Source organism: Nostoc sp. DedQUE08 (assembly GCF_034530895.1).
Taxonomy (GTDB): Bacteria; Cyanobacteriota; Cyanobacteriia; order Cyanobacteriales; family Nostocaceae; genus Nostoc.
In genome coordinates, this window is record NZ_JAVRCD010000025.1 from 1 (window position 1) to 26,291 (window position 26,291).

General features: G+C 40.9%; 20 protein-coding genes and 1 pseudogene. 12 read left to right on the plus strand and 9 right to left on the minus strand.

Annotated elements, in window-relative coordinates; all coding sequences use genetic code 11:
• Positions 1 to 270: 270 nt before the first annotated feature.
• The 4 genes and pseudogenes from RMY64_RS17740 to RMY64_RS17755 all read left to right on the plus strand — a co-directional run.
• Positions 271 to 525 (plus strand): annotated as a pseudogene (locus RMY64_RS17740) (hypothetical protein); the annotation flags it as partial.
• 424 nt (positions 526 to 949) lie between these two features.
• Positions 950 to 2,458 (plus strand): C-3',4' desaturase CrtD, encoded by a 1,509-nt coding sequence (crtD, locus tag RMY64_RS17745; protein WP_322700740.1) that lies wholly within the window; start codon positions 950 to 952, stop codon positions 2,456 to 2,458.
• A 123-nt stretch (positions 2,459 to 2,581) separates the two neighbouring features.
• Positions 2,582 to 3,688 (plus strand): saccharopine dehydrogenase family protein, encoded by a 1,107-nt coding sequence (locus RMY64_RS17750; RefSeq protein WP_322683701.1) that lies wholly within the window; start codon positions 2,582 to 2,584, stop codon positions 3,686 to 3,688.
• Positions 3,689 to 4,069: 381 nt separating this feature from the next.
• Positions 4,070 to 4,459 (plus strand): hypothetical protein, encoded by a 390-nt coding sequence (locus RMY64_RS17755; protein ID WP_322683700.1) that lies wholly within the window; start codon positions 4,070 to 4,072, stop codon positions 4,457 to 4,459.
• Between the two features lie 143 nt (positions 4,460 to 4,602).
• On the opposite strand, the gene RMY64_RS17760 is transcribed toward RMY64_RS17755, so the two are convergent.
• The gene (locus RMY64_RS17760; RefSeq protein ID WP_322700741.1) at positions 4,603 to 5,901 is read right to left on the minus strand and encodes a sodium:proton antiporter; all 1,299 of its coding nucleotides are present in this window, start codon (positions 5,899 to 5,901) and stop codon (positions 4,603 to 4,605) included.
• An 844-nt stretch (positions 5,902 to 6,745) separates the two neighbouring features.
• Here RMY64_RS17760 and RMY64_RS17765 point away from each other — a divergent pair.
• On the plus strand, positions 6,746 to 7,015 hold the full coding sequence (locus RMY64_RS17765; RefSeq protein WP_322700742.1) for a hypothetical protein: 270 nt from the start codon (positions 6,746 to 6,748) through the stop codon (positions 7,013 to 7,015).
• Between the two features lie 516 nt (positions 7,016 to 7,531).
• Positions 7,532 to 7,903 (plus strand): hypothetical protein, encoded by a 372-nt coding sequence (locus tag RMY64_RS17770; protein ID WP_322674831.1) that lies wholly within the window; start codon positions 7,532 to 7,534, stop codon positions 7,901 to 7,903.
• A gap of 22 nt (positions 7,904 to 7,925) precedes the next feature.
• Here the strand turns inward: RMY64_RS17770 and RMY64_RS17775 are convergent, their stop codons facing one another.
• From RMY64_RS17775 to RMY64_RS17785, 3 genes are all read right to left on the minus strand, one after another.
• Complete coding sequence (locus tag RMY64_RS17775) at positions 7,926 to 10,052, minus strand: bluetail domain-containing putative surface protein (RefSeq protein WP_322683698.1); 2,127 nt, start codon at positions 10,050 to 10,052, stop codon at positions 7,926 to 7,928.
• Between the two features lie 722 nt (positions 10,053 to 10,774).
• Entirely contained in the window at positions 10,775 to 11,920 is a 1,146-nt protein-coding gene (locus RMY64_RS17780; RefSeq protein ID WP_322674833.1) for a glycosyltransferase, read from the minus strand.
• A gap of 63 nt (positions 11,921 to 11,983) precedes the next feature.
• On the minus strand, positions 11,984 to 13,153 hold the full coding sequence (locus RMY64_RS17785; RefSeq protein WP_322674834.1) for a glycosyltransferase family 4 protein: 1,170 nt from the start codon (positions 13,151 to 13,153) through the stop codon (positions 11,984 to 11,986).
• Between the two features lie 470 nt (positions 13,154 to 13,623).
• Here RMY64_RS17785 and RMY64_RS17790 point away from each other — a divergent pair, with 470 nt between their 5' ends.
• Complete coding sequence (locus RMY64_RS17790; RefSeq protein ID WP_322700743.1) at positions 13,624 to 16,065, plus strand: hypothetical protein; 2,442 nt, start codon at positions 13,624 to 13,626, stop codon at positions 16,063 to 16,065.
• Positions 16,066 to 16,533: 468 nt separating this feature from the next.
• Here RMY64_RS17790 and RMY64_RS17795 read toward each other — a convergent pair whose 3' ends face one another.
• The gene (locus RMY64_RS17795) at positions 16,534 to 16,818 is read right to left on the minus strand and encodes a DUF2470 domain-containing protein (protein WP_322674836.1); all 285 of its coding nucleotides are present in this window, start codon (positions 16,816 to 16,818) and stop codon (positions 16,534 to 16,536) included.
• A gap of 270 nt (positions 16,819 to 17,088) precedes the next feature.
• Here RMY64_RS17795 and RMY64_RS17800 point away from each other — a divergent pair, with 270 nt between their 5' ends.
• The gene (locus RMY64_RS17800) at positions 17,089 to 17,844 is read left to right on the plus strand and encodes a metallophosphoesterase family protein (protein ID WP_322683693.1); all 756 of its coding nucleotides are present in this window, start codon (positions 17,089 to 17,091) and stop codon (positions 17,842 to 17,844) included.
• Between the two features lie 237 nt (positions 17,845 to 18,081).
• Here RMY64_RS17800 and RMY64_RS17805 read toward each other — a convergent pair whose 3' ends face one another.
• Positions 18,082 to 18,945 (minus strand): M48 family metallopeptidase, encoded by an 864-nt coding sequence (locus RMY64_RS17805; protein ID WP_322683692.1) that lies wholly within the window; start codon positions 18,943 to 18,945, stop codon positions 18,082 to 18,084.
• Positions 18,946 to 19,431: 486 nt separating this feature from the next.
• Between RMY64_RS17805 and RMY64_RS17810 the strand changes: the two genes are divergently transcribed.
• On the plus strand, positions 19,432 to 19,965 hold the full coding sequence (locus tag RMY64_RS17810; RefSeq protein ID WP_322674839.1) for a DUF4330 domain-containing protein: 534 nt from the start codon (positions 19,432 to 19,434) through the stop codon (positions 19,963 to 19,965).
• A gap of 126 nt (positions 19,966 to 20,091) precedes the next feature.
• On the opposite strand, the gene RMY64_RS17815 is transcribed toward RMY64_RS17810, so the two are convergent.
• Positions 20,092 to 20,988 (minus strand): alpha/beta hydrolase, encoded by an 897-nt coding sequence (locus RMY64_RS17815; RefSeq protein ID WP_322700744.1) that lies wholly within the window; start codon positions 20,986 to 20,988, stop codon positions 20,092 to 20,094.
• Between the two features lie 612 nt (positions 20,989 to 21,600).
• On the opposite strand from RMY64_RS17815, the gene RMY64_RS17820 reads away from it, so the two are divergent.
• The gene (locus RMY64_RS17820) at positions 21,601 to 22,185 is read left to right on the plus strand and encodes a hypothetical protein (protein WP_322674841.1); all 585 of its coding nucleotides are present in this window, start codon (positions 21,601 to 21,603) and stop codon (positions 22,183 to 22,185) included.
• Between the two features lie 186 nt (positions 22,186 to 22,371).
• Positions 22,372 to 23,145 (plus strand): armadillo-type fold-containing protein, encoded by a 774-nt coding sequence (locus RMY64_RS17825; protein WP_322700745.1) that lies wholly within the window; start codon positions 22,372 to 22,374, stop codon positions 23,143 to 23,145.
• 116 nt (positions 23,146 to 23,261) lie between these two features.
• Here the strand turns inward: RMY64_RS17825 and ftsE are convergent, their stop codons facing one another.
• Positions 23,262 to 24,008: a cell division ATP-binding protein FtsE gene (gene ftsE, locus RMY64_RS17830; RefSeq protein ID WP_322700746.1), complete on the minus strand. Its 747-nt coding sequence runs from the start codon at positions 24,006 to 24,008 to the stop codon at positions 23,262 to 23,264.
• Positions 24,009 to 24,300: 292 nt separating this feature from the next.
• A complete protein-coding gene (locus RMY64_RS17835; RefSeq protein ID WP_322683688.1) occupies positions 24,301 to 25,056 on the minus strand; it encodes a WecB/TagA/CpsF family glycosyltransferase in 756 nt (251 codons plus the stop codon).
• A 424-nt stretch (positions 25,057 to 25,480) separates the two neighbouring features.
• Between RMY64_RS17835 and RMY64_RS17840 the strand changes: the two genes are divergently transcribed.
• Positions 25,481 to 26,200: a response regulator transcription factor gene (locus RMY64_RS17840; protein ID WP_322674845.1), complete on the plus strand. Its 720-nt coding sequence runs from the start codon at positions 25,481 to 25,483 to the stop codon at positions 26,198 to 26,200.
• The last annotated feature ends 91 nt before the right edge of the window (positions 26,201 to 26,291 follow it).

Sequence of the window (26,291 nt, forward strand, 5' to 3'; positions counted from 1 at the left end):
TGCTCCCATAAGTTCGGGAGTTGCTCCCATAAGTTCGGGAGTTGCTCCCATAAGTTGTGGAACCGCTACAGTTGCAATATTGATAGCTACAGCTTAAGTATGGTGACACCAACTTCAATATTGCTGATGATACCTTAAGCATTCAAAGGTAAAGGCACGCAGTCATGCTCTTATACCGCGTATTACATCCAAAATTTTTGTATTTTCTTTATTTTCCCAAAATCCGAAATATTGCAGAGTAAAGTTGTATAAAATCTCTGTAAAAATCTCTTGCTGACGCAATTGCAAGCAGCAATTGAGGCTGATACAAATTTACCGCCAGAAGATAAAGCTGAGGCATTAGAACAAGTGAAAGCTTTAGCAGAAGCTGGGAAAAATCCTCAAGAGGGGGCGATGCAAAAGGCGGCGAAAACGGCTATAAAGATTTTAAAAGGAACAATTTCTAGTTTACCCAGTGCTACAAAGTTGGTTGAACAATGCAGCAATCTATTGCCGTTGATTTCAAATTTTTTGGGTTTAGGGTAGCGTGTCAAATTAAGAGGTTGTTTGAAAAGTGTTTTGCTGTGAATATAGGCACTTTTAGATCCCCCTTAACCCCCGTGTACATACAAATTTTTGATGAGGCCATTTAAGATTTATCGTGCAACCCCTGAGATAGCTTAAGAAAGGTTATGCTACGCAAAATCTGTTCCTCTCCTTAGTAAGGCTATGGTGTATACACAAGTTTGAAACAGTCTACTCACTTGCATTTAGGGGTAAATTTACCCCACCCTAACCCTCCCCTTATAAAGGGGAGGGAACCAGATTTTCCGGTTTCCCCCAATATATCGGGGGGATTAAGGGGGTAATTCGATGACTTGTGTACACTAGCACCCTTCGACCCCATTGAACTTTGAGATTAAGGTAAAATTATGAGTAAAAGTATTAAGAATTTTAAAGAAAATAATCAATGTCCAGCATTTCTCTTGACAAAAGTAACTCTCATGTCGTCGTTATTGGTGCGGGAATAGGTGGACTGACTGCTGGGGCATTATTAGCTCATAGGGGTTACAGTGTCTTAATTTTGGATCAAGCCCTCGTACCGGGAGGCTGTGCTTCCACGTTTAAACGCCAAGGATTTACCTTTGATGTGGGCGCAACTCAGGTGGCGGGGTTAGAACCAGGGGGAATTCACCACCGGATTTTCTCAGAATTGGACATAGATTTACCGGAAGCAACGCCTTGCGACCCTGCTTGTGCAGTGTATTTACCTGGGGAAACCACACCTATCAACGTTTGGCGCGACCAGGAGAAATGGCAAGAGGAACGACAAAAACAGTTTCCTGGTAGCGAACCGTTTTGGCAGTTGATGGCAACTTTATTTGCTGCTAGTTGGGAATTTCAAGGACGCGACCCGGTGCTACCACCGCGTAATTTATGGGATTTGTGGCAGCTAACTCAGGCGGTGCGTCCGAGTACATTAATTACCGTACCCTTCACCTTGTTTACGGTAGGAGATGCTTTACGGTTGTGCGGACTGGGAAATGACCAGCGATTGAGGACTTTTTTAGATTTGCAACTGAAGCTATACTCCCAGGTGGATGCAGAAAACACAGCATTACTTTATGCAGCCACAGCGTTGAGTGTATCCCAACTGCCCCAAGGATTGTTTCACCTCCAGGGAAGTATGCAAGTATTAAGCGATCGCTTGGTACAATCCTTAGAGAGAGACGGCGGCAAACTGTTGATGCGCCACACAGTAGAAGAAATCAAAGTAGAAAACGGTAAAGCTACTGCTATTGTTATTAGAAATCAGAAAACTGGCGAAGTTTGGACAGAAGCCGCCGACCACATAGTTAGCAACGTCACCGTGCAAAATTTGGTGCAGTTGTTGAAAGAACAAGCGCCATCTGGATATAAAAATCGGGTGGAAAAATTGCCCCAAGCATCGGGTGCTTTTGTGGTGTATTTGGGTGTAGATGCCAGCGCAATTCCGCCTGGGTGTCCTCCCCACCTGCAATTTCTGTATGATGTCAATGGCCCCATTGGCGAGAATAATTCCCTATTTGTTTCCGTCAGTCATCCTGGAGATGGTCGCGCACCGGAGGGGAAAGCGACAATTATTGCTTCTTCATTTGTCGATCCCGCACAGTGGTGGCAGACTGATGATTATGAAGGACTAAAAGAAAAGTTTACCCAAGAAGCGATCGCTCGTCTTGCCCAATATTTCTATCTCAAACCAGAAACGATTATTTATCAAGAAGCCGCAACACCGCGCACCTTTGCCCATTTTACAGCCCGCGATCGCGGTATAGTTGGTGGCATCGGTCAAAGGATTCCCACCTTTGGCCCCTTTGGGTTCGCCAATCGGACACCAATCCAGAATTTGTGGTTAGTTGGTGACTCCACCCATCCCGGCGAAGGTACTGCTGGGGTGAGTTATTCAGCGCTAACAGTAGTTAGGCAAATTGAGGCGTGAAGAAGGCAGATTTAACTATAATTGAAAACTCTGCCTTGATTGAAAGGTAAGTCATACTTATAACCGATGGCAAACAGGACACAAAACTGGTCAAATTAAGTTAGTGTTGCGAATGCTGGAGTAATGACAGACAGCGTTTTAATTCTTGGTGGACGAGGGCGGATTGGTAGCAGTGTTGCTCAGGATCTCGCTACCCATACGCAGGCTCAAATTACGATTACTGGACGTTCTGCGGAGTTTGGGAAGGCTGTAAGCTTGTCTTCAGGAGGACAAGTGCAGTTTTTGGTATTGGACTTGGCAGAAGTTGACAAATTGCGAGATGCGATCGCAAACTCTAATTTAGTCATCCATTGTGCCGGGCCATTTCACTATCGAGATACTAATGTTCTCGAAACCTGTATTGCTGAAGGCGTTAATTATCTAGATGTTAGCGACCATCGGTCTTATACCAGCAAAGCTCTGAATTATCATGAAAAAGCTGCTGCTGCTGGCGTGACAGCAATTATTAATACTGGCATTTTTCCTGGTATTTCTAACAGCATGGTACGTCAGGGAATTGAACAATTTCAGCTACCAGAAAAGATCCATTTAAGTTATTTAGTTTCTGGTTCTGGTGGTGCTGGCATTACAGTGATGCGGACAACTTTTCTTGGGTTGCAGTATCCTTTTGAGACTTGGATAGATGGAAAATGGGAAATAATCAAGCCTTATAGTGAAAGAGAAGTAGTTGAGTTTCCACCTCCATATGGACGCACCGGAGTTTACTGGTTTGATATGCCAGAAACCTTTACACTGCCCCATGCATTCCCATCAGTGAAAACTGTAATTACTAAGTTTGGTTCCGTTCCAGATTTTTATAATCATCTAACTTGGATTGCAGCACACGTTTTTCCCAAGTGGTTAATGCAGCGTCGTTACATGATTGAATTTCTGTCTCATGTCAGCCATTCAATGACAGATGTCACTAATAATTTTAGTGGAATTGGAGTAGCAGTTCGTTCTGAGGTTACAGGGCAGAAAAATGGTGAAACAGCCGTTTATTGCTCAACTGTCGTGCATGAAAATACTGCTGTGGCTTCTGGTTGTGGCACAGGTAGTATTGCCCAATTATTGCTAGAAGGTAAACTCAAAAAACCTGGAGTTTTTCCTGTAGAAGAAGCATTACCAACAAATTTATTTGAAGAGGTAATGCAAAGCCGAGGAATAAAAATTAATCATAGTTGGTCATAAGTGTCTATTCGATCGAAAAGTAAAAATATCAGTCTACTTGAGTCGATTTGAACTATTAGTCCAAAAGTTGAGTTCTAGATGGTATTGTTAGTAAGCACGACAATCTTTGACTATAGGGATTATCATTTGAAAAAAGTACACGGGTAAGGTGGCACAATTTTGTCCTCCTACTAAATCATTTGAGAACAACGAGATCCCCGACTTCTCTAAGATGTCGGGGATTTTAGTCTTGTGAATAAGATTACCCTAGCTAAAAATTAATATACCTTGAGGTAGAAGAAAGAACTGTACCTAAACACTTAGGATGCCTGTGAGCCTAAGATATTCAATCTATCTTCTACCTCAAAAGGCTCATAACAAAAAGATTAGGAGATTTTTTTCATGCAAAAAATTCTATTAAGTTTAAAACAAGCATTACGTTCAAGCTTTTTGGTTGTTGGCTTGATGGTTTTCATCAGCTTGTCAGGTTCTTTCATTTTTGTTCAGCAAACTAGTCACGCAACTACTCTTGAAGAATTAAAACTAATACCTCCAGAGTATAAACCAAATTCTGAAGAAAAAATTAATCGTGCTAACGAATTTGACCCAGGTGTTGGTATTCAAGAAGAAGAACGACAAGAAGCTTATGAGCAAGCAATAAAAGATTCAAAAAATCTTAATACTATAGAGAAGACTTACGAAAGAAATTTGAAGGCTGAACAAGAACAAAATCCCCCAGAAAGTTTTGGTGAAAAAGCGAAAGAAGTTATTGAAAAAGTGACAGGAAAATAGGGAATATAGACTGAACCTGAACCGCTTTATTACAAACAAAGAAATTAGAATTTAAGAATCAAAGCGCCTCTCCGGTTTGAAGCAAATTCAGAAAATTAAATTGTAGCGACTGTCTTGAAAGTCGCTACATACAAGAAATATTTTCACTCAAATTCATCTATTGTGGTGGGAGGAGTAGTATTTTTATTGTTAGCAAAATTGCGCTCATACCACTTCATTAATGGAGTTGCACTAATGCCATGCACAATTACCGAGGCTACAATAGTAGTGTAAGTTATCCAAGCAATTTGTTCGGCTGCCTCACCTTTCAAACCATGACCAAAGGCATAAGCTAGATAATATAAAGAACCAACACCGCGAATCCCAAACCATCCAAATAACAACCGAGTTCCTGGGTGGAAGGTTCGGCGGCGTGAATCTAGAGGACGTTTACCTATTGTGCTAATCCAAACTCCTAAAGGTCTGACGATCAAGAATAACAAAACTATTACTAACACAGATTGCATAGCATAATTGAGTATTGGTTTCAATAATAATATTGAACCCAATAGTAAAATTGTCCCAACTTCCAGTAGTTTTTCGATTTGCTCAACAAATTCTAATTGTTCTATCGGTTTTTCAGAATTTCTGTAACTGCGTTGGACAACTAAGCCAGCAACAAATACCGCCAAAAATCCATAGCCATTAACCATTTCTGTTAAGGAATAAGTTATGAGAATTGTACTGATAGCAGTAAAGTCTTCCATTAACTTATCGGCAGGACGGCGTTTTTGAATTTTTTGTTCAATCCAAACTATAGATTTAGCAACAATAATTCCCATAATAATGCCAGATGTGATCGCCCAGATCAAATCAACTGTAATCCACTGTTTAAACCAGTTACCCCAGTTGTCATCTTTTAAAGCATGAAGACCAAAATAAACAAAGGGAAAAGCTAAAGCATCATTTAATCCACCTTCAGAGGTTAAACCAAATCTCAACTCATCTTGGTCATTTATACTGGTCAATTGTACTTCTGATGCTAATACTGGATCTGTAGGTGCAAGAATTGCTCCTAATAAAATTGCTTCTCCCCAATTCATCCCTAAAAAGAATTTACCCACAACAGCCAGAGCAAAAATTGAAATTGGCATCAGAAATACAATCAATCGCACTGTAATATCCCAAACCCCTAATTTTAGAGGCCGAACAATTCTTAAGCCGCAGCTAAACACAGAAATAATCACGACAAGTTCTGTTATTTTCTCCAGCAGTTCGGTATTAAAAACGTCATCTCGACGTAATTCAATCAGCCCTAAGCCATAAGGGCCTAAAAAAATACCAACCACTAGGTAGATGATGGCAAAAGAAAGGGGTAAGCGAGTAATCCAACCCGACCCTAAAGTTACCATCAGTAAAAGTAGACCAATTACAAATAGGTCAATAATATAGATATCTACCATATAGCGATTTACATAAATATAAGGTGTTGCTTTGTAAGCTTAGTTGCAATACCTTTGTATTAGAATTTACCTATAGGCAGATTTTCTGGGATTAAGAATTTAGAGACATCACTAAATTGGAGAAGAAAGGAATAGATAAATTTGGCGTTGGCTTTGCCCATCCTAGACATTGCGCTTTGATTATTTGTTAGAAGTCCTTTAACTAATTGGATGTAGCACGGGAATATAGCTAAGACACACCTATACGCTTTTACGAATGATTTATAAGCTAAACGACATCTAATTTATTTATATAACTCTTGTGGCATAGACCGAAAAGCCTACGCTAATTATGCAAGTTAAATGTGGAACGGCTTAATCGTGTCCCGCGCTAAGGGCACAAAGCCTTCATTGGTGTAAACTTAAGCCGAAAACTATATCAGACAGGCGTTTTGCAAATCCCTTACACCCTCATCCCCTAATCCCTTCTCCCAAAGGAGAAGGGGAATTGAATGTCTAGTTTCCCTCTCACGGATGGGAGAGGGGCTGGGGGTGAGAGCAAAACGTTGTCACCAAGCGGGTTTCGGGTTAAGTTGACACCAATGGGCCTTGCGCCCCTACGACAAGTGTGGTTCAAATACATGAAAACTGTTGTAAGACCAAAGAGCGAAGGGATTTTTGAGCTTTCCGCATAGATTAGGGAATATAGCAATTAGCTAGACATGATATATTTCCTACTTTCTGACTCAGATATCGCCCAATTTAGTACAAATATACTATAATAGATATAGCGTCCACAAAGCCTAGCCAAATGCATAATGGCTCTGTGAAAACCTTCTGGAAGATGGATTCAAGGGTTAGTTCGATGATGAAGCATTATATTCTCAACCTCAATCCGACTGCCAAGCATGAATGGGATCGGTGTATTTTACGTGACCCGCTGACTGCCAAACGCCCAGACATTGCTAAACTTATTGCTGAAGCAGTTGGTGTTGATACAGGTAGTTATTTGGTCAGCGTGAATATTGAAGTTCAAGTTTTGCAGCAAGCGGCAGTACCTCAAGCCGAACAACTCTCGCTTTCATTTCCAGAGGTGAGTGTGCCGTCACAACCACAACTGCGGGAAGCAGCTTGAGCTAAAGTGTAGAATTTAGCAGAAAATAATTAGCCTGCTTATGCAGGCTTACTTTATTAGCCGCAGACTTCAGTCTGACGGCTAAATAAGTCATGGGTATATGGGCGGACTTAATCTTAAAAGGCAAAATTAATAGTGTTATTCAAAAGACATCTCTAGAAATTAATGACGATCGATATTCATTTTTACTCCTTTGTCTAAAGCTAATTTCAAAAACTTAAAAACTTAGCTCATACAGAGTAAAGATAAAAATTTTTGAGAGTTTATTTTAACTTTATTTTAGCGAAAAATTAGGAAAATGATTGTAAATAATTAGAGGAAAATAATTGGCATACCTGCACTTCAGGCATCGCTTTTTTTCCCCTAATTCAATACATTTGGACTATAATATATATATAGCTTCCACCAAGCTGAGTTAAGTGTAAAACTGCTCTGTGACAGCCTTTTGGTAAATAAATTCAAGGGTTGGTCTTATACTTAAACACTACATTATTGACCTGAGAGGAAAATTATTAAATGATGCAACTGAGTCATTATCCAGCTGCGATCGCACAAGCTGCCCAACGGGCTAATGAAATAGATTCTCAGTTGATGGCAGTGCAGCACCAAGTTAACCGATTTGAAGGCAATGCAGACCGCACCGCCGCCTTTGAGATGGATTTGAAGAATGATGCTCAACGCAAGGCTCGTCGCTTTGAGGTGTTGCTTGTGAATCAGGAATATCAGAAAGCAATAGACACCCAAATTCGATTAACTGTCGAGAAAGCAAATGCCATCGCCCATTTGGAATATCTGCGTAACCAGTTTAGTGTAGCTAAGTTGGAAGCAAGATTAGCGATCGCTCAACAACTTTCTGATTTTGAATCTCGTGAATTAGTTGGTTTATAGTCACACCTGAACCGTAGTATGATTAGACAACTGCTAAGGAGGCTAAGTTACCTTTGTAGCCACTAATTTCAATCACAGCATCCGTGAGGGCAGAGAATCCATTAGTGTTATCATTGAGTGCCAAAAAAGTCTGCCCCTTATTCTCTGTACCAAGGGTAAAAGTTGCCGCACCTTTAGCCACAAAAGCAGTTGCACTCAATATCTGCTGTACATCGGAAAGATTTAGACTCGCAACAGTGCCAAGTTGAACTAAATTAGTAGCGTCAACTGCATACAGCCCATCTATTTTATCTTCATCGATTTTCAAATCAGTAATTTTATCAAAGCCAGACAGCAGCGAATCACTCAGACTATTGAACACAAATTTATCAGCGCCACAATCTCCTGTGAGGGTATCACGGCCAGCGCCACCCTTAAGGATGTCATTACTATGACCACCAACTAGTTTGTCATTTCCGGCTAATCCAAGGAGTTGATCGTTACCGTTTTTGCCTTTAATTTGATCGTTACCAGCCGCACCAGTGAGCGTGTCTGCACCATTGCCACCATTTAAGCTTTGGTTTGGCACAGTTCCTTCTGTGGTGGTCTTGCTAATCAGTTGACCATTGGCATCATACAGATAAGTGGCAACTGCATCAGTAGTGCCATCACTGTTGCTGTCAATATCTGCGCTAGTTACTTTGCCATTGGCATCGTAGTTGTAAGTGGTAATCTCCTCAGCGATGCCATCATTGTTGAGGTCAGCTAGCTGTGCAGCTAGTCTGTTGTTATCATCGTAACTTAGGGCAGTCACTCGATCAAAGATACCATCATTATTGTTGTCAATTTTCTGTGAAATCAGCTTGCCGCTCAAATCGTAGCTGTAGATGCCAACTGCATCAGTTACACTATCGTTGTTGAAGTCATAACTGGCGGATGTGCGTCCATAAGTATAGGTTGAGACATAATCAACTATGCCGTCGCCGCTGTTGTCACGCCTAGAAGATGTCAACTTGCCGTTGGCATCATAAGTATTATCAATTGTGACAAAATCAACTATGCCGTCGCCATTGTTGTCTTCGCTAGAGAATGTCAAGTTGCCGTTGGCATCATAAGTAGAGGTTGAGACATAATCAAATATGGCGTCGCCATTGTCGTCACGGCTATAGGATGTCTGGTTGCCGTTGGCATCATAGGTTGAGACATAATCAACTATGCCGTCGCCGCTGTTGTCATAGCTAGAGGATGTCAACTTGCCGTTGGCATCATAAGTAGAGGTGTAGCCATTATCAACTATGCCGTCGCCGTCGTAGTCTTCGCTAAAGGATGTCCGGTTGCCGTTGGCATCATAAGTATAGGTTTCGACTCTATCAACTATGCCGTCGCCGTTGAAGTCACGGCTAAAGGATGTCTGGTTGCCGTTGGCATCATAAGTATAGCTTAAGACTCTACCAACTATGCCGTCGCCGTTGAAGCTTTCCGTAGATGTCAACTTGCCGTTGGCATCATAAGTAGAGGTTTCGACATAATCAACTATGCCGTCACCGTTGTAGTCACCGCTTTTGGATGTTAACTTGCCGTTGGCATCATAAGTAAAGGTTTCGACTATATTAACTATGCCGTCGCCGTTGGAGTCTTCGCTAAAGAATGTCCGGTTGCCGTTGGCATCATAAGTAGAGGTTGAGACAAAATCAACTATGCCGTCGCCGTTGGAGTCATTGCTAAAGGATGTCAACTTGCCGTTGGCATCATAAGTAGAGGTTTCGACTGTATCAACTATGCCATCGTTGTTGATGTCAGAGCTAAAGGATGTCCGCTTGCCCTTGGCATTATAAGTATAGGTTGAGACAAAATCAACTATGCCATCGTTGTTGATGTCACCGCTATACGATGTCAACTTGCCGTTAGCATCATAAGTAGAGGTATAGACATAATCAACTATGCCATCGCCGCTGTAGTCCTGGCTTTCGGATGTTTTGTTGCCGTTGGCATCATAAGTAGAGGTTTCGGCATAATCAACTATGCCGTCGCCATTGTTGTCTTCGCTAAAGGATGTCTGGTTATAGCGGTAGGTAATAACTGAGTCTATTATCCCATCACTGTTGTTGTCTATCTTCTCAGATATCACATTGCCAGCAGCATCGTAAGCGTAAGTTGTAGTTGAAGGCATAATATTTGTGTTCCTTATCTGTTTGATTCGGTCTTGTGTCAGGGCAAACGCATCATGTCAACAAAAGGATTTTATTCTCAATGGCTCGAAAATAGTCGCATTAATCCCCGCTTATTGACATAAATTTAGCGTCACTGATAGCGTAGCGTTAGCGTTAGGAAGCGGTAGCGAGTACTCGAGCGTCCGCAGGAGCGTCACAGCCTGTCGTAGATATTGCTTTGAGTCTTGGAAACTAAACCAAATGAGAAATGCTGATTTTGTCGTTGGTTCTTAACCTTGGTTGCGATCGAGAGTAATTTAGATGCGTTTGCCTTGGGTGTTGTGTATTGCGATGTATTTTGATAATACAGCGTTATGGTCAGCAAAATCTTTTTATCTACCAAATGTGGGTAGTTGAAAGTCGCAGAAGATTGTTAAATGTATTTCTGTTGTATCATTTATAGAAATAACAATATAAGATAGAGTTTTTTCTAGTCAGTGTTCTGAATTACACTATTTATATGACATAGAGCATTGCTAAATACAGCAACTTGGTGTAAATATTCGCACACTAAGGCAAAGTTTTTAAATTCGATTCGCTGCAAACTTGTGCAAGGCTGTACTAATTTTTAATATTATTATGCCCGTCTAATTATCAATCATAAAAGCACCCCTTTGCAAGTGAGGAAGAAAGTAAAAGCTATGCTTTAGCTGGGTGGGGTTAGCACGGGTATTATGTCTATTTAAGCGGACATGATATCAGACAGCAGTTGGAAAATTTGCTGATTAATAGTTGCAATATCAAAACGCCCACTAGCAGTAATCCTGGCATTCTTAGCTATATTTGCAGTTATTTCCGTCTCCTGTAAACAGGTAGTAATTACTTGTGCAAGTTCCTGGGGTTTTCCTGGTGTGACTAAAAAACCATTAAGTCCATGTTCTACTAATTCCATTGCACCTCCAGCTTTGGCTGCAACTACAGGCTTTTCACATAGCATTGCCTCTACAATCACTCTACCAAAAGGTTCTGGTGAAGTAGAGGTATGTGCCACCAAGTTACAAACTGCCATTAACTGGGGAATATCAGAACGAAATCCTAAAAATTTGACTCTATTTTCTAATTCCAGTTCACGAACTTGTTGGTGCAACTGTTGGACATAATCTTGTTCGCCAAACAGTGCATCACCCACTAAAATTGCTATTACATTATGCGGACATTTCGCAAGGGCATCAATTAAAATATGTTGCCCTTTCCAAGGTGCAAGACGGCTAAAGTGTCCAACGACAAATTTCCCTTCTAATCCTAACTTTTGCTGTAATTTCTGAATGTCAGACTCATCAGTTTGATAATTTTTGGGATTAAAGCCGTTATAAACAACTTCGATGATGTCTGGGCGTCCTCCTGCTTGTACAAAGGCAGATTGACTAGCTTGAGAATTAGCAATTACTAATGATGCAAAACGATTAGCTAGGTTAACAGCAATACGAAGATTAGTTGGGCTAAAATGTTCTTTGGAAAGAATATCATGTAAATGATAAACCAGAGGGCGACGACTGAAAAAACTTGCCAACGCACCGACAACTAATGCTTTTTGGGTGTTGGCATAGATTAAATCGTATTCACGCGCTTTTTTAACTACCTTAGTAATTAAAGGTGCAAGTTGTCCCAAACTCTTGAATCCTTGTAGCAAACTGCTTTCTTTGCGAACTTGGATTGCTTGAGTTGCGAGAACTTCTACTGGGATATAATTTTGTTGTAGTAAATGTTTAAATGGGCCATCTGCAAATAAACCTACTAAAGCGCGATCGCCATAAGGTTTAGCAATATCTATTAAACATAATTCGGCACCGCCTGGTTTACCGCTTTGATCTAAGAAAAGTATTTTCATTAAACCTCTATTTTATCTAACTTGGCTCATGTAGTGCCCCTATAATTTCTTCAAATTACTTGTTTAAGTTAATAAAACATTCCGTACTTGCTGGGCAATTTGATTCCAGTCATAGTGTGTGGTAGCATAGTGGCGACAGGCCGATTGTGAAGGTATGGGGAGATTACCCAAAAGCACTTGCTCTAATTTTTCAGCAATAGCTGATGCTTCTGTTGAAGTAGTAATTAAATCGGGTGAAAATTCTGATAAAATTTCTGGCATTCCCCCAACTGGAGTACATAAAACAGGAGTACCACAGGCTAGAGACTCAACTATTACTAATCCAAATCCTTCAAAAGATTGGCTAGGCATAATAGTCAATTCAGCAGCTTGATAAGCTATAGGTAATTGTTCATCAGGAAGAAAACCTAAAAATTTAACGTTGTCTTCTAGTCCTAATTCTGTAGCCTGTTGTTGTAGTGCAGCTTGAATGTGACCGCGACCTGCGATCGCCAGCCAAACATCTGGTATTCTGGGCTTAATTATAGCTACAGCTTGCAATAATTTGTCAACTCCGGTTCGATGCACTAAGCGGCGTGATGTAAATATAATTCGGCGATTACTAGGCCAGTCTAGCTTTGCACAAGCCTCTTGGGGTGATAAATTTGGTTGAAACCAATTAATATCAACTCCACCGGGAATAATATTAATTTTGCTCCACGGTACTTGATATCGATCGTGTAAAATTTTCCCAAATGCTTTGCTCAAAACAATGAAGCGATCGCAACGATTATAAGTGTTTTTTTCTATTAACCAGTGCTTGATTAAAAGACTGAGATTTTTATTAACTACCTCTTGCTGACTTTCAGAAGCCCAAGGGCCATGAAAGTTAAAAGTAACTGGTACTCCCTTTGGCAAAATATCTAAAAGAGGAAAGCTGTATAATGCAAAGTGCAAATTAATAGCATCTGGTTTGCTAGTTCTTGTTTTCTGGAAATTCGTGCGAATTGACCATAATCTTTGCCAAATAGCACTATCGGGACTCGCCAAGTTAGTCAGCTTAATGGGCGAATTTATCTCAGCCTCTGGTAGACCAATTCCACATAATTCAATCTGGTCTTGATTTGCTGCTAATTTATGAGTTAGTTCATAAATATACCTTTCTAATCCTCCGGGACTTTTGGGAAACCAGCCTAATCCCAGAGTGAGAATAGATGCAGATGATGAAGTAAAGTTTTCTAGTTTATTTTCCACTATGTATCGCCTATAAATATACTAAAACAAGCGCATATCTCTGCGCTTTTACATCTGTATCTAAACCTGAATCAATAGAATTTATGAGTACACATTACCAATAATAATTTTTGTATATAAAATCAATTTATAAACTATTTATATATCAACGTCAACAAGGATTTAAACCTGTGTTTTTATTAACCAGATAACACTGATATAGCTATATATGATACCTATCAATTCAGAAATGTGAATGCTATATAGGGAGGAAGCAAAGCTGGTATAAAGCAAGAAACATAGAAGATTTTTGTATTAATGCTTACTATTATGATGTAAAAATAAGTAAATATTAATACCTTTACTCGACTATATCCATTTTTGTTGCAACCCAAACGTAGACCAGATATTAACCACTTAAAAATAGTTGTATTTTTTTACGGATTTCATAAACAATGATTGTATATAAATAATTAAAACCTGAAAATTATATGACAAATAAATTACTGACGCAGTTCAAAAAACTCCGTCATTATCTCAATCAGTACATCAAAAAACTATCTAATACTAAATATTTACAAAGAAATAAAACTTTCAACTTTTTACTCAGTCTGACTATTGGAGTTATTGTTACTACCCTTGGAATTACAACAGACTGGGCAACAACTGGAACACGCACGCTTACACATAATACTATTGGCAGCGAAAATATTCGGGTACAAAATAATACTGAAATACACCCGCTTAAACATAAAATCTCATCAACAAATAATACTATTGTCAGCGAACATGTGTGGGTAAAAAACAATACTGAAATACCCATACTTACACACAAAATGTCGCCAATAAGTAATACTATTGGCAGTGAAAATCTGCGGGTACAAAACAATACTGAAACAGCCGCGCTGAACTACAAAACATCGTGGATAGGTAACACTATTGGTAGTGGAAATCTGCGGGTACAAAACAATATTGAGGGCATGTATGTTGCTCCTGATGGCACAGTTTATACCAACAGTCATTGGGATGAGGCGGCAATGGAGGCAGGAATATATAAAGATGGTAAGGTTATTGCTGCCCTTGGGGATACTCACGGCTGGAGTCGTGGCGGTGGCAAAGCTGTAACCGCAAATAGTAAATATGTTTACATTGCCATGACTCAAGGTTCGAGGGGCGATACAAAAGAAGATTATCCACCAGAAGGAACAACTTGGTATAGCGTTAGACGCTATGATTTATCAGGAAAACCCGCGCCGTTTCCGAATGGGCGTGGTTGGGATAAAAGTATGTTGATTACCAGTACTAAAAGTGAAGTTACTGGATTAGCAACTGTGGGAAGCGAGTTGTATGTAAGTGATTCTGCTGCTAACCAGATTCGTGTTTATGATACTGATACGATGAAGAAACTTCGCAGCTTTGCCGTTGCTAATCCGGGAGCAATAACTATCGATTCACAAAAAAATCTGTGGATTATTCAAAGCAAAAATGGTAGTAAACCTGCAAAAATTTTACATTATTCCCAAAGTGGAAAGCAATTGCCCCAACAGATTGCAGATATCGTCGAACCAACTGCGATCGCTATTAATCATCAAGGTAAGCTGTTAGTAGCAGAAAATGGCCCGCGTCAGCAAATGTTGACTTATGAGATCAAAGATCGGCCAGTGCAGGTGAGTAGTTTTGGCACTAAAGGCGGTATCTATGCAGGAGTTCCTGGTGAAGTTCGAGATTTGAAACTTTACGGACTTACCGGAGTTGGTACAGATGCTTCCGGCAATATCTATATAAATAGTAATGGTTTCAACAAATCAGGAACAGATTTGCGGAAATTTTCGCCATCGGGAAAACTAATGTGGCGATCGCTGGGATTGATATTCGTCGATAATGCAGATGCCGATCCTAAAACTGATGGTGTAGATGTATTCACCAAACAAGAACACTATCTGATGGATTACAGTAAACCTGCTGGTAAGCAATGGACTTACAAAGCCTATACCTTAAATCCTTTCAAATATCCTCAAGATCCACGTCTGCATACATCGCCAGATGGAACCTTTGTTCGCCGCATCCAAGGGAAGCCGTTTTTGTTCCTCACAGATATGTATAACAGCTTTCTGCAAATCTATCGTTTTAATCCCGCCACTGATGGTAAAGTCGCCATACCCGCCGGCATGTTTGTTGGTACTAATAGCAAAGATTTACCATTTATCACCGGAAATTGGCCACCGCATCAACCAGAAAAAGGAGAATGGATCTGGCGCGATCGCAACGGTAATGGCAAATTTGAAAAGAACGAATACGATCGCAGTAAAGATTATCCTTATCTCGGTGGCTGGTGGGTAGACAGCAAAGGAGATGTTTGGAAAGCTTTGCGAACAGAAGATGGCATTCGACATTATTCTTTACAGGGAATAGATCCTAAAGGCAACCCCATCTACAGCTATAGTTCGATGGAAAAGCAAACTACTCCCAAAATATTTAACGACTTGCGCCGGATCGAATATTTTCCTGAAACAGATAGTATGTATTTGTCAGGTTTTACGGTAGATCGCCCTGCATTTAGTGACGATGCTGGAGTTGCTGGATCTGAGATTGCCCGTTTTGACAATTGGAGTAAAGGAAATCGTACTCCCAAGTGGCGGATTGTAATTCCCTATGACAGCACCGGGAAGCGTGAAGTGTCTACAGCAGCAATCAGTGTGACGGAAGACTATGTATTTGCCGTGACAGTCAAAACCGCAGAGGTATATGTCTACAATGCCAAGACGGGAGCGCAAGTACAACAGTTAAAACCAGGCCCAGAAGTTGGCAGCGAAAGTGGCTGGATTGATATACCCTACGGTATTCGCGCTTTTCGGCGTTCCAATGGTGAGCATCTAGTATTTGTAGAAGAAAATTGGAAAGGAAAAGTGATTATGTATCGGCTGGCGGGGTGAGTATTTACACTAATTACGATATAACACAGCTTTGACTCTAAAAGGATGTTTTAAAAGTAGTTAGCTGTGACTTTAATCGAATTCTTACCCCACTTAATCCCCCCTTATAAAGGTGGGAAACAAGAAAATCCGGTTTCCTCCCCTTTATAAGGGGAGGGTTAGGGTGGGGTAAAGAAATATTTGATACATCAATCATGACTTTTAAAACATCCTCTAAGCTTAACCAAGCCACAGATTCCCGACAACTTTTACAGAGTCGGGGATTTTGTTTTTCACAAATGATTCAGTATTGCTATAGAACTAGTATTTTATTTCTGAAAAAACTCAGTACAACTAGGAAGCTTTCTTTCCCCTTGCCTATTGCCTACCTACGCAAATCAGTTCAGAAATAAAATCGGATTCGTATATATGTACAAAAATATGCGATTAAATGTATCGCAGATTTAGTGTCAATTATTTTGTCATTTCTTATTTAGTCTGAACCCGCGCCTGCTTCACCATTGCAATCAAAGTTTGATGAGCATCTTCCGCATCTACTAAAACACGATCGAATTGAATGCGAACTGGTACAGTTTCCCCATTTACTTGCGCTGTTAAATCCATACCCTGTGCATCAATTGACAGCATTTCGGCTGCATTGGCATCTGTTACACCACCAAAAGCTTTAGCATAAATAACTACAGCATCAGCATGATCGTCATTCATGTGCTTGCAGATGCGCGAACTAATTTCAGCAGAAAAACCATTAGACATTGTGAACTTAAAAATGATGAATATGGCAAGAGCCTAAATTCTCGGCTAAGTAGTTTAAATTAGCAGAAAAAGCTAGTCTTACGCCATCGTTATTATAAGTTATATCTGAAAAACAATTGCTGTTGTATATATTTGATAAGTTAAGTTTATTACTGGTACAAAAATTAAATTAAAATAAGCATTATCCAGTATTTTTACCTTTCATTGCGGAAACCAGACAGCGTAAACTGTAGCAGAAGTATTAGCCAAAACTATTGCAGCTAAGAGACAATGAGCGAAATTAGCCCCAGACGAATTGTAATTGGGGATGTGCATGGACACTATGAAGGTTTAATGACACTGTTGGAGGCGATCGCCCCCACGTCAGAAGATCGAGTCTATTTTCTGGGAGACTTAATCGATCGCGGCCCTCATAGCGCACAAGTAGTTAATTTTGTCAAACAAAATAACTACCCATGTTTGTTGGGAAATCATGAGCAGATGTTATTAAGCATTCTGACGAATGAAAGGACTTCCTCCTCGACCATGCAAGCATGGCTGTTTGGGGGAGGGCAAGCTACCGTGGCCAGTTACCAAGAGGCTCCCATTCCTGATGACCATCTGGATTGGTTAAAAGCTTTGCCTACATACATTGACTTGGGAGATATTTGGTTAACTCATGCTGGTGTTGACCCTTCCAAATCTGTGACAGAACAAACTGCCGATGAACTGTGCTGGATACGAGAGGAATTTCACAGTATTGAAAAACCCTACTTTCCAGATAAACAAATTATCATCGGTCACACCATTACCTTTACCCTGCCGGGTGTTTCTCCTGGTAAACTGGCACAAGGAAAGGGATGGCTAGACATAGATACTGGCGCTTATCATCCCCGGAGTGGCTGGTTGACTGGACTAGATGTGACAAATCAGTTGGTTTATCAAGTTAATATCTTTAAAAACTATATCCGTACCCTGCCTTTAGAAGAGGTTGTAAGTACAGTCGATCCAGCCAAAATTAAAGTCGATCGCCGCAATAGGAATTGAGCAATGTTTGAAATGAGGGAGATGAGGGGACAAGGGGACAAGGAGATAAACAAAACTCCTAACTCCTAACTCAGCACGGGCTAAACGCCCCGCTACCACTAACAGCACTCAGCACTCCTAACGCCCAATGCCCCATACTTCGGCTACGCTCAGTACAAGTGCCCCATGCCCAATGCCCCATACTTCGGCTACGCTCAGTACAAGTGCCCAATGCCCAATGCCCCATGCCCAATTTCCTCAAGACCTTACTAATGGTCGAATATTTGCTTTATAACTAGCATTATCCAAGCCAGATTTTCCATTACTAGGTTGAGAGTTAATTGCACGTCTGAGGGCATCAATGCGATCGCTGGTTCCGGGGTGTGTACTCAAAAATGTCGGACTGGAACCACCCTTTTTCAGCAGCTTTTGCATAAAAGAGACCATTGCTGACTGGGCATAACCAGTGCGTGTCAAAGTTCGTAGTCCTCTTTGATCGGCCTCAAATTCGTTTTTACGACTGCGTGGTAAGTCTCGCGCTATCTGTACACCAATTTGCACTGCGGAATTTCGATCTAAGCCAGCCGCCGTTAATAGACCGCTTTCGAGGGCTTTTTGCTGCATCTGCTTGACTACGTGTTTCCCGCCAATATGACCGATTTCATGGGCGAGTACACTTGCGAGTTCCGCTTCATTGTCTGCGGTTTTCAGCAAACCCGTGTGGACATATACATAGCCGCCCAAGGTCGCAAAGGCGTTAATAGCGTCATCCTCAACTATCTGGAAAGTATAGGGGAGATCGGGGCGATCGCTATTCGCTGCTAAACGCCGACCAACTTGTTCTACATAACGATTCACTTCGGGATTGCGGTAAAGTCGGACTTGACTGCCGACCAATTCCTGATTAATCTGCTTACCAAGATCAACTTCTTGATTAGGGGATATATTAGAAAGCTGAAATGCCTGAACTCCTTGGAGTAAAAGAGGTAAGAAATCTAAAGTTCTTCCAGGCAAGGGTGTACTCAGGCACAGACTCAGGGCGACTACCACTGAAATTAGGGGATAAAACCAGCGACGCCGCCATACACGGTAATTTGCAGCAAAACCTTTCCAATTGAACATAATACGCTTTGAAGATTATTTTGGAAGAACATAAAATGAGGGGACAAATTATGAGACGGATTTAGAGTATTCTAAGTTGCATTCTTAACTCAATATCAAAGGAGTTGTTATACAGATAATCTTGACTCAAATCGACCGAACTGCGGGAGGCTAGAGATTCTCTCTAGAGATAGCCCTAAACACTAGATTTTACTTTCTAGGTGCGTAAGTATTACAGCAGAATTCAGAATTCAAGAGTCAAACACGCTTTATATATGGGTAACAGACGCGAGCTTGTGTACCTTACTTTCCTTGAAATCTGCTATAACAGGTAAAATTTTCAGGGTTAGCTGCCGACTCTTCGGAAATTACGAACTCGTGATAAACTGTCGCATAACTGCAACCCTTGAATACTTTGAGTTATTACCAAATAGGGAAAATTACTGTTTCCATCGTAAACTTTCTAGCTACAATCCATTACTTCGTTATTAACTCGGAAAACTTTTTATGGCTATTTTAGATTCAAAAGGTCGCTTGTTTGGCAAAATCAATCTCCTAGATTTAGGTGCTTTACTGGTAATTTTGCTAGTTATCTTTGGCATCTTTATTTTTCCTGGCACTTCTGGTTCTGTTGCCCAAGTTGGTGCGAAAACAGTACCCATAGAAGTAGACTTAGTAGTTCGTGGTTTGAATGTACGCGACCCGGAAAAATTAATCGACAATGGTTTAAAAAAGGGTGGGAAAACCAATGTGATTATCCGCAATCAGCCATACGGACAGATTGAAATTAAATCTATTCAACAGCTACCTAGAACAATCAATGTCTTCCAACCGGATGGTACTGTTAAAGAACTGCCAGATCCAAAAAGAAACAATTATAGTGCAGATTTTCTTTTGACTTTAGATGGTAAAGCCCAAGTTACTGAAAGCGGGCCAGTTTTGGGTAACAGTAAAGTGAAAATTGGGATGCCATTTGAGTTAGAAGGCTTTAACTACAACTTCAATGCAACTGTCATTGATATCAGATTGAAAGACAAATAGTATATCACTTTTGTTGATAATATTTTCTCTAGAAATCTTATTAAACATCTGCTGAAAAAGAATGTAGAGACGCGTTAGGAAAGCAAGGCGAAAGCCCAGTCCAATTTTGCGTCTCTACTACTCATGTTAATTAAGCAAAGGCAAAAATTTGCGAATTAACCCAATTGTCACTGCTGGCAATTCTAACTGTGGTGTCAATCCGACATCTTCCAACTGTTGAAAAAATCGGATCGCTAAGGGATTGATTTCAGCAAGGCGGCGACCAATTGAGGGGCCTGTAAATTGCGACTTTTGTCCCCAAATAATCGCAGTGGGAGTGACTAATTGTTGAATGTAAAGGGATAAATCAAAGCACAAATCGCCACGTACAAAGGACAGTGCTGCATACTCAGCATTAGGTTGTTGGGCAGATTCTAGATAAGCATCTACAATTTCTTCGTAAACTCGATTGGATTGAGCAAATTGCCGTTGTTCTAAAAAGCTGCGAATACCACTACTAGTAGCAATTCCAGTGCTGTAAAGTAAACGATCGACAATGGGAACGCTAACTAACTGGGCAAAAAAACTCCTAGAGTAGTCTTCGCCAAAGTCAGAAAGTCCGGCGGGGGTGGTAAGAATTAAAGACTTAAATAAATCAGGATGATTTGCTGCTACCCGAATTGTAAATGCTGCGGTCAAAGAAGAAGCGATCGCTGTTACTGGCCCAGTACAAGTCTGCTCGAAAAACTCCCGAATCGTAATCAAATAATCCTCAATTTTATAACTCCGTGCTGGATGTTCAGACCTACCCCAACCGAGTAAATCTGGCGCAATGACCCGATATTCAGCCGCAAAAGCCGGATAAACTTTCGACCACTCATAAGCAGAAGACCCACCACCAAAGCCGTGCAAGAATACCAAAGTTTCGCGATCGTCTTTGGCAGTCACATTATCCTCCCAAGGCGCTCCAGCAGCAGTATAATATACCATTCTACCTAGTGAGGTATTTATAGAGCGTTGTTCAAATCCTAGTGGTTGAAACATAAGTTTTTTTGTTGACTGTAGTGATTCGTTGGCACAAGTAAGACACGATACCTGGGGCGCAGGCGCACGAAGAGAAGATTCGATAATTTCTGTGCCTCCCCTTTAGTCACCCTAGATGTTTACCGCATTCAGTGCTGAGTAAATTAAAAAGCACTTAATATTTGTGTACTTAGTAAGAGCAACGTCCTTTATAGGCAGTCTTTTCACTCAGCACTGTTCATGTGTCTAGTTCAAACTCCCCACTCATTGTTATTATCAGCGAACCAATCACTCTCAGACTTCTCGCTAGCGTCAGATTAAGTAGATATAAAATTACTGGATTACTTGTAAAGATTTGGTGCTTTTTTTCATAAAAATAAAGTAACTGAACGTTGAAATTACTGTTTTATAAGGGTTTTTCATGGTAGCGAGGATCGCTCCAGCGTGAATCCAGCATAAGTTTTTATGGTAGTCTATCAAAAAACCGATAAATAATTTTGAGCGTCAACACATCAAAAATAGTTAAAACGCTTATTTTAATAAGCTGTTAATTCTACTTATACATGTAGAAATCACAGCTTTTGATGTATAACTAATCTGATTTTTATCTAAGTAATAGTAAGGCGGGATGTCATGGTAAAGCAGGCTACTCTTCAATCAAATAAACTACCAACGATTGAAGACGCTAAATTTGCGCTTGACAACTTGAATATACAAAACGAAATTAAAGCTTCAGCTAGGCGGGGAGAGGTCGAACCAGCTCTTGATACTGCCAGACTTACTGTACCTACTTGTATTTGTTTAGACCTAGAAGACTTGAAGTGTTTTGAAGCGGTAGAGCGCCAATATGAACGTTGGGGAGTCCTTTTTCACAATACTCTAGCAATACAGCCATCAAATCCAGCATTTCCAACCTATTCAGGGCTAATAGTCTTAATGGGAGCGCCCAAAAGCGGATTTTTAGAAGCTACTTTCTTGCGTCCCGTGAACTCGGTTAGCGCCTTTGTGACTAGTTCGCAACGGCTAGTGCTTTCCGCTTACGATCGCGATCGGCAACTACTCGCTCAAACTGCACTACCAGGCTCTAATCTTGCCAATTCCGATTCGGCAATTTCCCCCAATACCTTATTATCTATAAATGTGAATAACATTTACAGCGTTACCTTTTGTACTTTTGATGGGCAATTCACCCTTGATAACTTTCGTTTTTGTCTTTAATTAAGACTTACGTACAAAATGCCCTTGCTCTGAGCGATTGAAAATGGTATGTTAATTGGCGCTGTGCTGTATTAGTCTACTATCTGTCTATAAAATCGGGCATTTTGTGATTTGAGCCTTCATTCTTTCTTCATCCATAGTAAAACTTATACAATAGGTAATTTCATAATCAAGTAGGTAAACACTGTGGCACAGGCTTCGTCTTCTTGGCAGCAATTGATCAACCAAATCCCCAACTGGAACTGGTCGCTTCCAAAATTCAAGACAAAGGGAGCCATAAAGCAGCAAACATTTAAACGTTTCTCTGGCCCTGGGGGCTTTCTTGGGTTCCTGACAATTATCATTGCCATGTTGTTGTGGAACTGGAAACTGCTACTGGCTCTTTTTATCGGCATTGGAGTAATGGTATTGGTTTACTCAATGCAAGAGTGGGACTGGCAATTGCGCTGGTCTAAAATACGTAAGTTCTTAAATAGTTCAAATCGTCGGTTAGTTTTAGCAGTCATCAGTGGCGGTATTGCTACTGTCAGCACTTACATGGCAGCGGCAATATGGGTCGACTCTCACAGTCACTGGATTGCTGCTGGTGCGATCGCGCAAGCTGTAGGAACCCTGTTAACCTTAATTTTATTGGTATGGCAAATTGTCAACTTCTCTGAAAATCGAGAAGAAGACCACCTCGATCGCTTGTTGATGAATTTAACAGAAAAAGATCCATTGAAGCGGTTGATTGCTCTAGGTCAACTAAGTAAATTCATCAGCCGTAAGCGAGTTGACTCTTCAGTGCAGCAAGATATTGTCCAATGCTTGCAACTCCTACTCAGCCGAGAGGAAGAAGTTGTAGTGCGAGAGGCAGCTTTTAAGAGTTTACAAGCCTGCGATCGCCTACAAGTACTACCCCTCAAAACACCAGTACCTTTCGTACCCGTATCATCAAAAGTAAAACATCATGTTTATTAGTTATTTGTCATTTGTCATTTGTCATTTGTCATTTGTCCTTGGTTAAACGACTAGTCCTAATTAATGCCCAATGCCCAATGCCCAATGCCCAATGCCCAATGCCCCATGCCCAACACTTATTTTCGAGACAATGTTCCATTACGAACTTGCACTACCGGATGATTGCACCGCCGTACCAATTGTTCATCGTGGGTGGTGACAATTACCGTAGCCCCAAAGGAATTTAACTTCTGGAGAATCTGGATTACTTGCCAGGAATTATCGGGATCGAGATTTCCAGTAGGTTCATCGGCCAACAGTAGGGGTGGTGTACCAACGATCGCACGGGCAATACTCACCCGTTGCTGTTCTCCCCCAGAAAGTTGATCTGGAAAGCAGTCAGCTTTACTCAGCAAACCTACTAGCTTTAAGGTTGGTTCTAAACGTCGTTGAATTTCTTTACGGGTATACCCTTGAGCTTGCAGCACAAAAGTGACATTTTCTGCTACTGTTCGTTGACTAATGAGTTTGTAGTCTTGAAACACAATACCAATTCGTCGCCGCAATAATGACAAGCGATCGCCCCGCAAATCCGCTACATTACATTCATCAACAATTACTTCTCCCTGTGTAGGAAACTCCTGGCCATACAGCAGTTTCAAGAGCGTTGATTTACCAGAACCACTTGGCCCCGTGATAAACAGAAATTCTCCCTTTTTTACCTCAAGGTTTGCATTCAATAAGGCGTGAGTGCCGTTAGCATAAGTCTTGGTTACAGATTGCAATTGTACCTTTGTAGTAGTATTGCTACCGTGCTGTTGAGTTTCACTGTCTTCTCCGTGAACGGAAAAGTCTTTCTTAACTTGAGTTGTTAATACTGGCATTGTTAAACTTTCCTCATACCCACAACTAAACAGTTTGCCTGCTTAGATGTAACATTCTCCCCAAAATAAGGATTCCCAGGTTTCGCCTGGGAATTTAAATTTCAACAAAGAAAATTTAAAAATTTTTCAAGACTTTAATACTAACTAAGTAATAACACTCAGAATTGGGGATTGGGGATTGGGGATTGGGGATTGGGCACAGTTTTACACAGAGATAGTATTTATTTGATCTTTTTTTGCAGCGCCACGCCACGTTTCTTGATCCCCATGCCCCATGCCCCATGCCCCACTCTCAACTAATTGCACCTCTTGCTGTCAAACGATAAACAAACGCTTTCACAGCAAACGCCGGCAAAGCCAACATCCGCCGCCAGCGCCAAGGTTCTTGATAAAGGCGATACAACCATTCCAAATTATTATTTCCTAACCAGGCGGGAGCGCGAGTTTTAGTTCCCGACCAAATATCAAAACTACCACCAACGCCAATCCAAATTGCTTGGGGACACAAATGGCGGTTTTCGGCAATCCATAACTCTTGACGTGGCACTCCCAAACCCACAAAAATCACTTGTGGCTGCAATTGAGCCAGAGTTTGTCGCAATTGTGCTTCTTCTTCTGGAGAATGGTAGCCTGAGTGAGTGCCGACTATATTCAAATCTGGAATTTGCTGCTGCCAAAAATCTGCCGCATTTGCCGCCACTCTAGGCGCTCCTCCATAGAAAAATATCTTTGTCCCTGTCTTTTGTTGCCCAAGTGCTTGCAAAAGTTTTTCTGCTAATTCAATCCCTGGAAACCGCTGCACTTTTTGCCATAACAGCCATCGTAAATACAGAACAACTCCAGCTCCATCTGGAATCACCAGTTCAGCATTTTTAATCACCTGAGCTAATAATTGATTTCGCTCTGCCTGCATAGTCATTTCTGCATTGAGCGTTACGACATGAGTTCCTCTGCCTGTGTGCAGGCATTCTAACAACCAGCCTGGATAGTCAGCCATCACATGAACTGGTATTCCCAACACTGAAAATGCTTGATTGCCGTTAGACATAGCCTATTCTTAAGTAATACTCACACCAGATTTTGCATGAATGTTAAGTTTATCAAATTTTTTTATATTAGAACTTAGGCAAAAGAGATTCCCCTTTGCCCTGCAACGAGAGTAAGCATAATTAAACTAAATAGACATAATAGTGAACAAGAATGTATATACGCAGCCCTGCTACGTAATATATAAGGGTTTTAGATAATACATAATTAATTTCACTCCTTTGTCTATTAATCTTGGGCGCTTGTACTTGGGCTGAACCAGTCCAACTTTTATTGTTAAAGTGTAATATTCACTCAGTATAAAACGCTCAACTCGCAACTCTGGTTCCGGGAATAGAAGCTCCCACTATACTGCTTGCAGCTAGTGTGGGAGTATGTCACGAAACTCGACTTTATGGTTATAGTGTAACGGGCTGAAGTTGGCTATGAGTAAAATTCGTATCGCTCTGATTGAAGACCATGACCTAACTCGTGTGGGTATTCGTACAGCACTACAGCAAAAGGATGAAATTGAAGTTGTAGGTGAAGCTGCTAATGCTGCTGAGGGTCTAAAAATGTTAAAAATGCTACAACCAGATATTGCCATTGTCGATATTGGTTTACCAGATAAGGATGGCATTGAGTTAACACGGGAGGTAAAATCTACTACTAATGGCCAGCAGCTACTTACAAAAGTATTAATTTTGACGCTGCGGGATAACAAAGAAGCGGTGTTGGCAGCTTTTGCCGCTGGTGCAGACTCTTACTGTATGAAAGATATCAAATTTGATAATTTGCTGGAAGCAGTACGAGTAACTTACAATGGCAACGCCTGGATCGATCCAGCGATCGCTCGGATTGTATTACAACAAGCGCAACAAAATCCTCAAAAGTTGGAATCGGCTTTGGTCGATTCCAAGACTATTGCTCCTAACCCTGATTCTTTTGAGAATCTGGAAGAAATTCAACCTTACACCCTGACAGAAAGGGAATTGGAAGTGTTACAGTTGATTGTCGAAGGTTGTAGTAATGCAGTAATTGCGGAAAGACTTTACATCACAGTTGGCACTGTTAAAACTCACGTTCGCAATATTTTGAATAAGCTATGTGCCGATGACCGTACCCAAGCAGCAGTCCGCGCCTTGCGTTCTGGGTTAGTTGGATAAATTTAATTTTGGTGTGGATCGATTGAGGATAATCAAGGGAAACTCACAACTTTGAAAAGTTATATTTTCAAAGTGAATGGCTTTTCTGGTT

Bases quoted from the DNA above. Each gene is read 5' to 3' on its own strand.
- RMY64_RS17765 (WP_322700742.1), top strand. From the start codon at position 6,746: ATGATGAAGCATTATATTCTCAACCTCAATCCGACTGCCAAGCATGAA.
- RMY64_RS17760 (WP_322700741.1), bottom strand. From the start codon at position 5,901: ATGGTAGATATCTATATTATTGACCTATTTGTAATTGGTCTACTTTTA.
- ftsE (WP_322700746.1), bottom strand. From the start codon at position 24,008: ATGCCAGTATTAACAACTCAAGTTAAGAAAGACTTTTCCGTTCACGGA.
- RMY64_RS17790 (WP_322700743.1), top strand. From the start codon at position 13,624: ATGACAAATAAATTACTGACGCAGTTCAAAAAACTCCGTCATTATCTC.
- crtD (WP_322700740.1), top strand. From the start codon at position 950: ATGTCCAGCATTTCTCTTGACAAAAGTAACTCTCATGTCGTCGTTATT.
- RMY64_RS17780 (WP_322674833.1), bottom strand. From the start codon at position 11,920: ATGAAAATACTTTTCTTAGATCAAAGCGGTAAACCAGGCGGTGCCGAA.
- RMY64_RS17770 (WP_322674831.1), top strand. From the start codon at position 7,532: ATGATGCAACTGAGTCATTATCCAGCTGCGATCGCACAAGCTGCCCAA.
- RMY64_RS17815 (WP_322700744.1), bottom strand. From the start codon at position 20,988: ATGTTTCAACCACTAGGATTTGAACAACGCTCTATAAATACCTCACTA.
- RMY64_RS17800 (WP_322683693.1), top strand. From the start codon at position 17,089: ATGAGCGAAATTAGCCCCAGACGAATTGTAATTGGGGATGTGCATGGA.
- RMY64_RS17795 (WP_322674836.1), bottom strand. From the start codon at position 16,818: ATGTCTAATGGTTTTTCTGCTGAAATTAGTTCGCGCATCTGCAAGCAC.
- RMY64_RS17810 (WP_322674839.1), top strand. From the start codon at position 19,432: ATGGCTATTTTAGATTCAAAAGGTCGCTTGTTTGGCAAAATCAATCTC.
- RMY64_RS17750 (WP_322683701.1), top strand. From the start codon at position 2,582: ATGACAGACAGCGTTTTAATTCTTGGTGGACGAGGGCGGATTGGTAGC.
- RMY64_RS17775 (WP_322683698.1), bottom strand. From the start codon at position 10,052: ATGCCTTCAACTACAACTTACGCTTACGATGCTGCTGGCAATGTGATA.
- RMY64_RS17820 (WP_322674841.1), top strand. From the start codon at position 21,601: ATGGTAAAGCAGGCTACTCTTCAATCAAATAAACTACCAACGATTGAA.
- RMY64_RS17755 (WP_322683700.1), top strand. From the start codon at position 4,070: ATGCAAAAAATTCTATTAAGTTTAAAACAAGCATTACGTTCAAGCTTT.
- RMY64_RS17840 (WP_322674845.1), top strand. From the start codon at position 25,481: ATGAGTAAAATTCGTATCGCTCTGATTGAAGACCATGACCTAACTCGT.
- RMY64_RS17805 (WP_322683692.1), bottom strand. From the start codon at position 18,945: ATGTTCAATTGGAAAGGTTTTGCTGCAAATTACCGTGTATGGCGGCGT.
- RMY64_RS17835 (WP_322683688.1), bottom strand. From the start codon at position 25,056: ATGTCTAACGGCAATCAAGCATTTTCAGTGTTGGGAATACCAGTTCAT.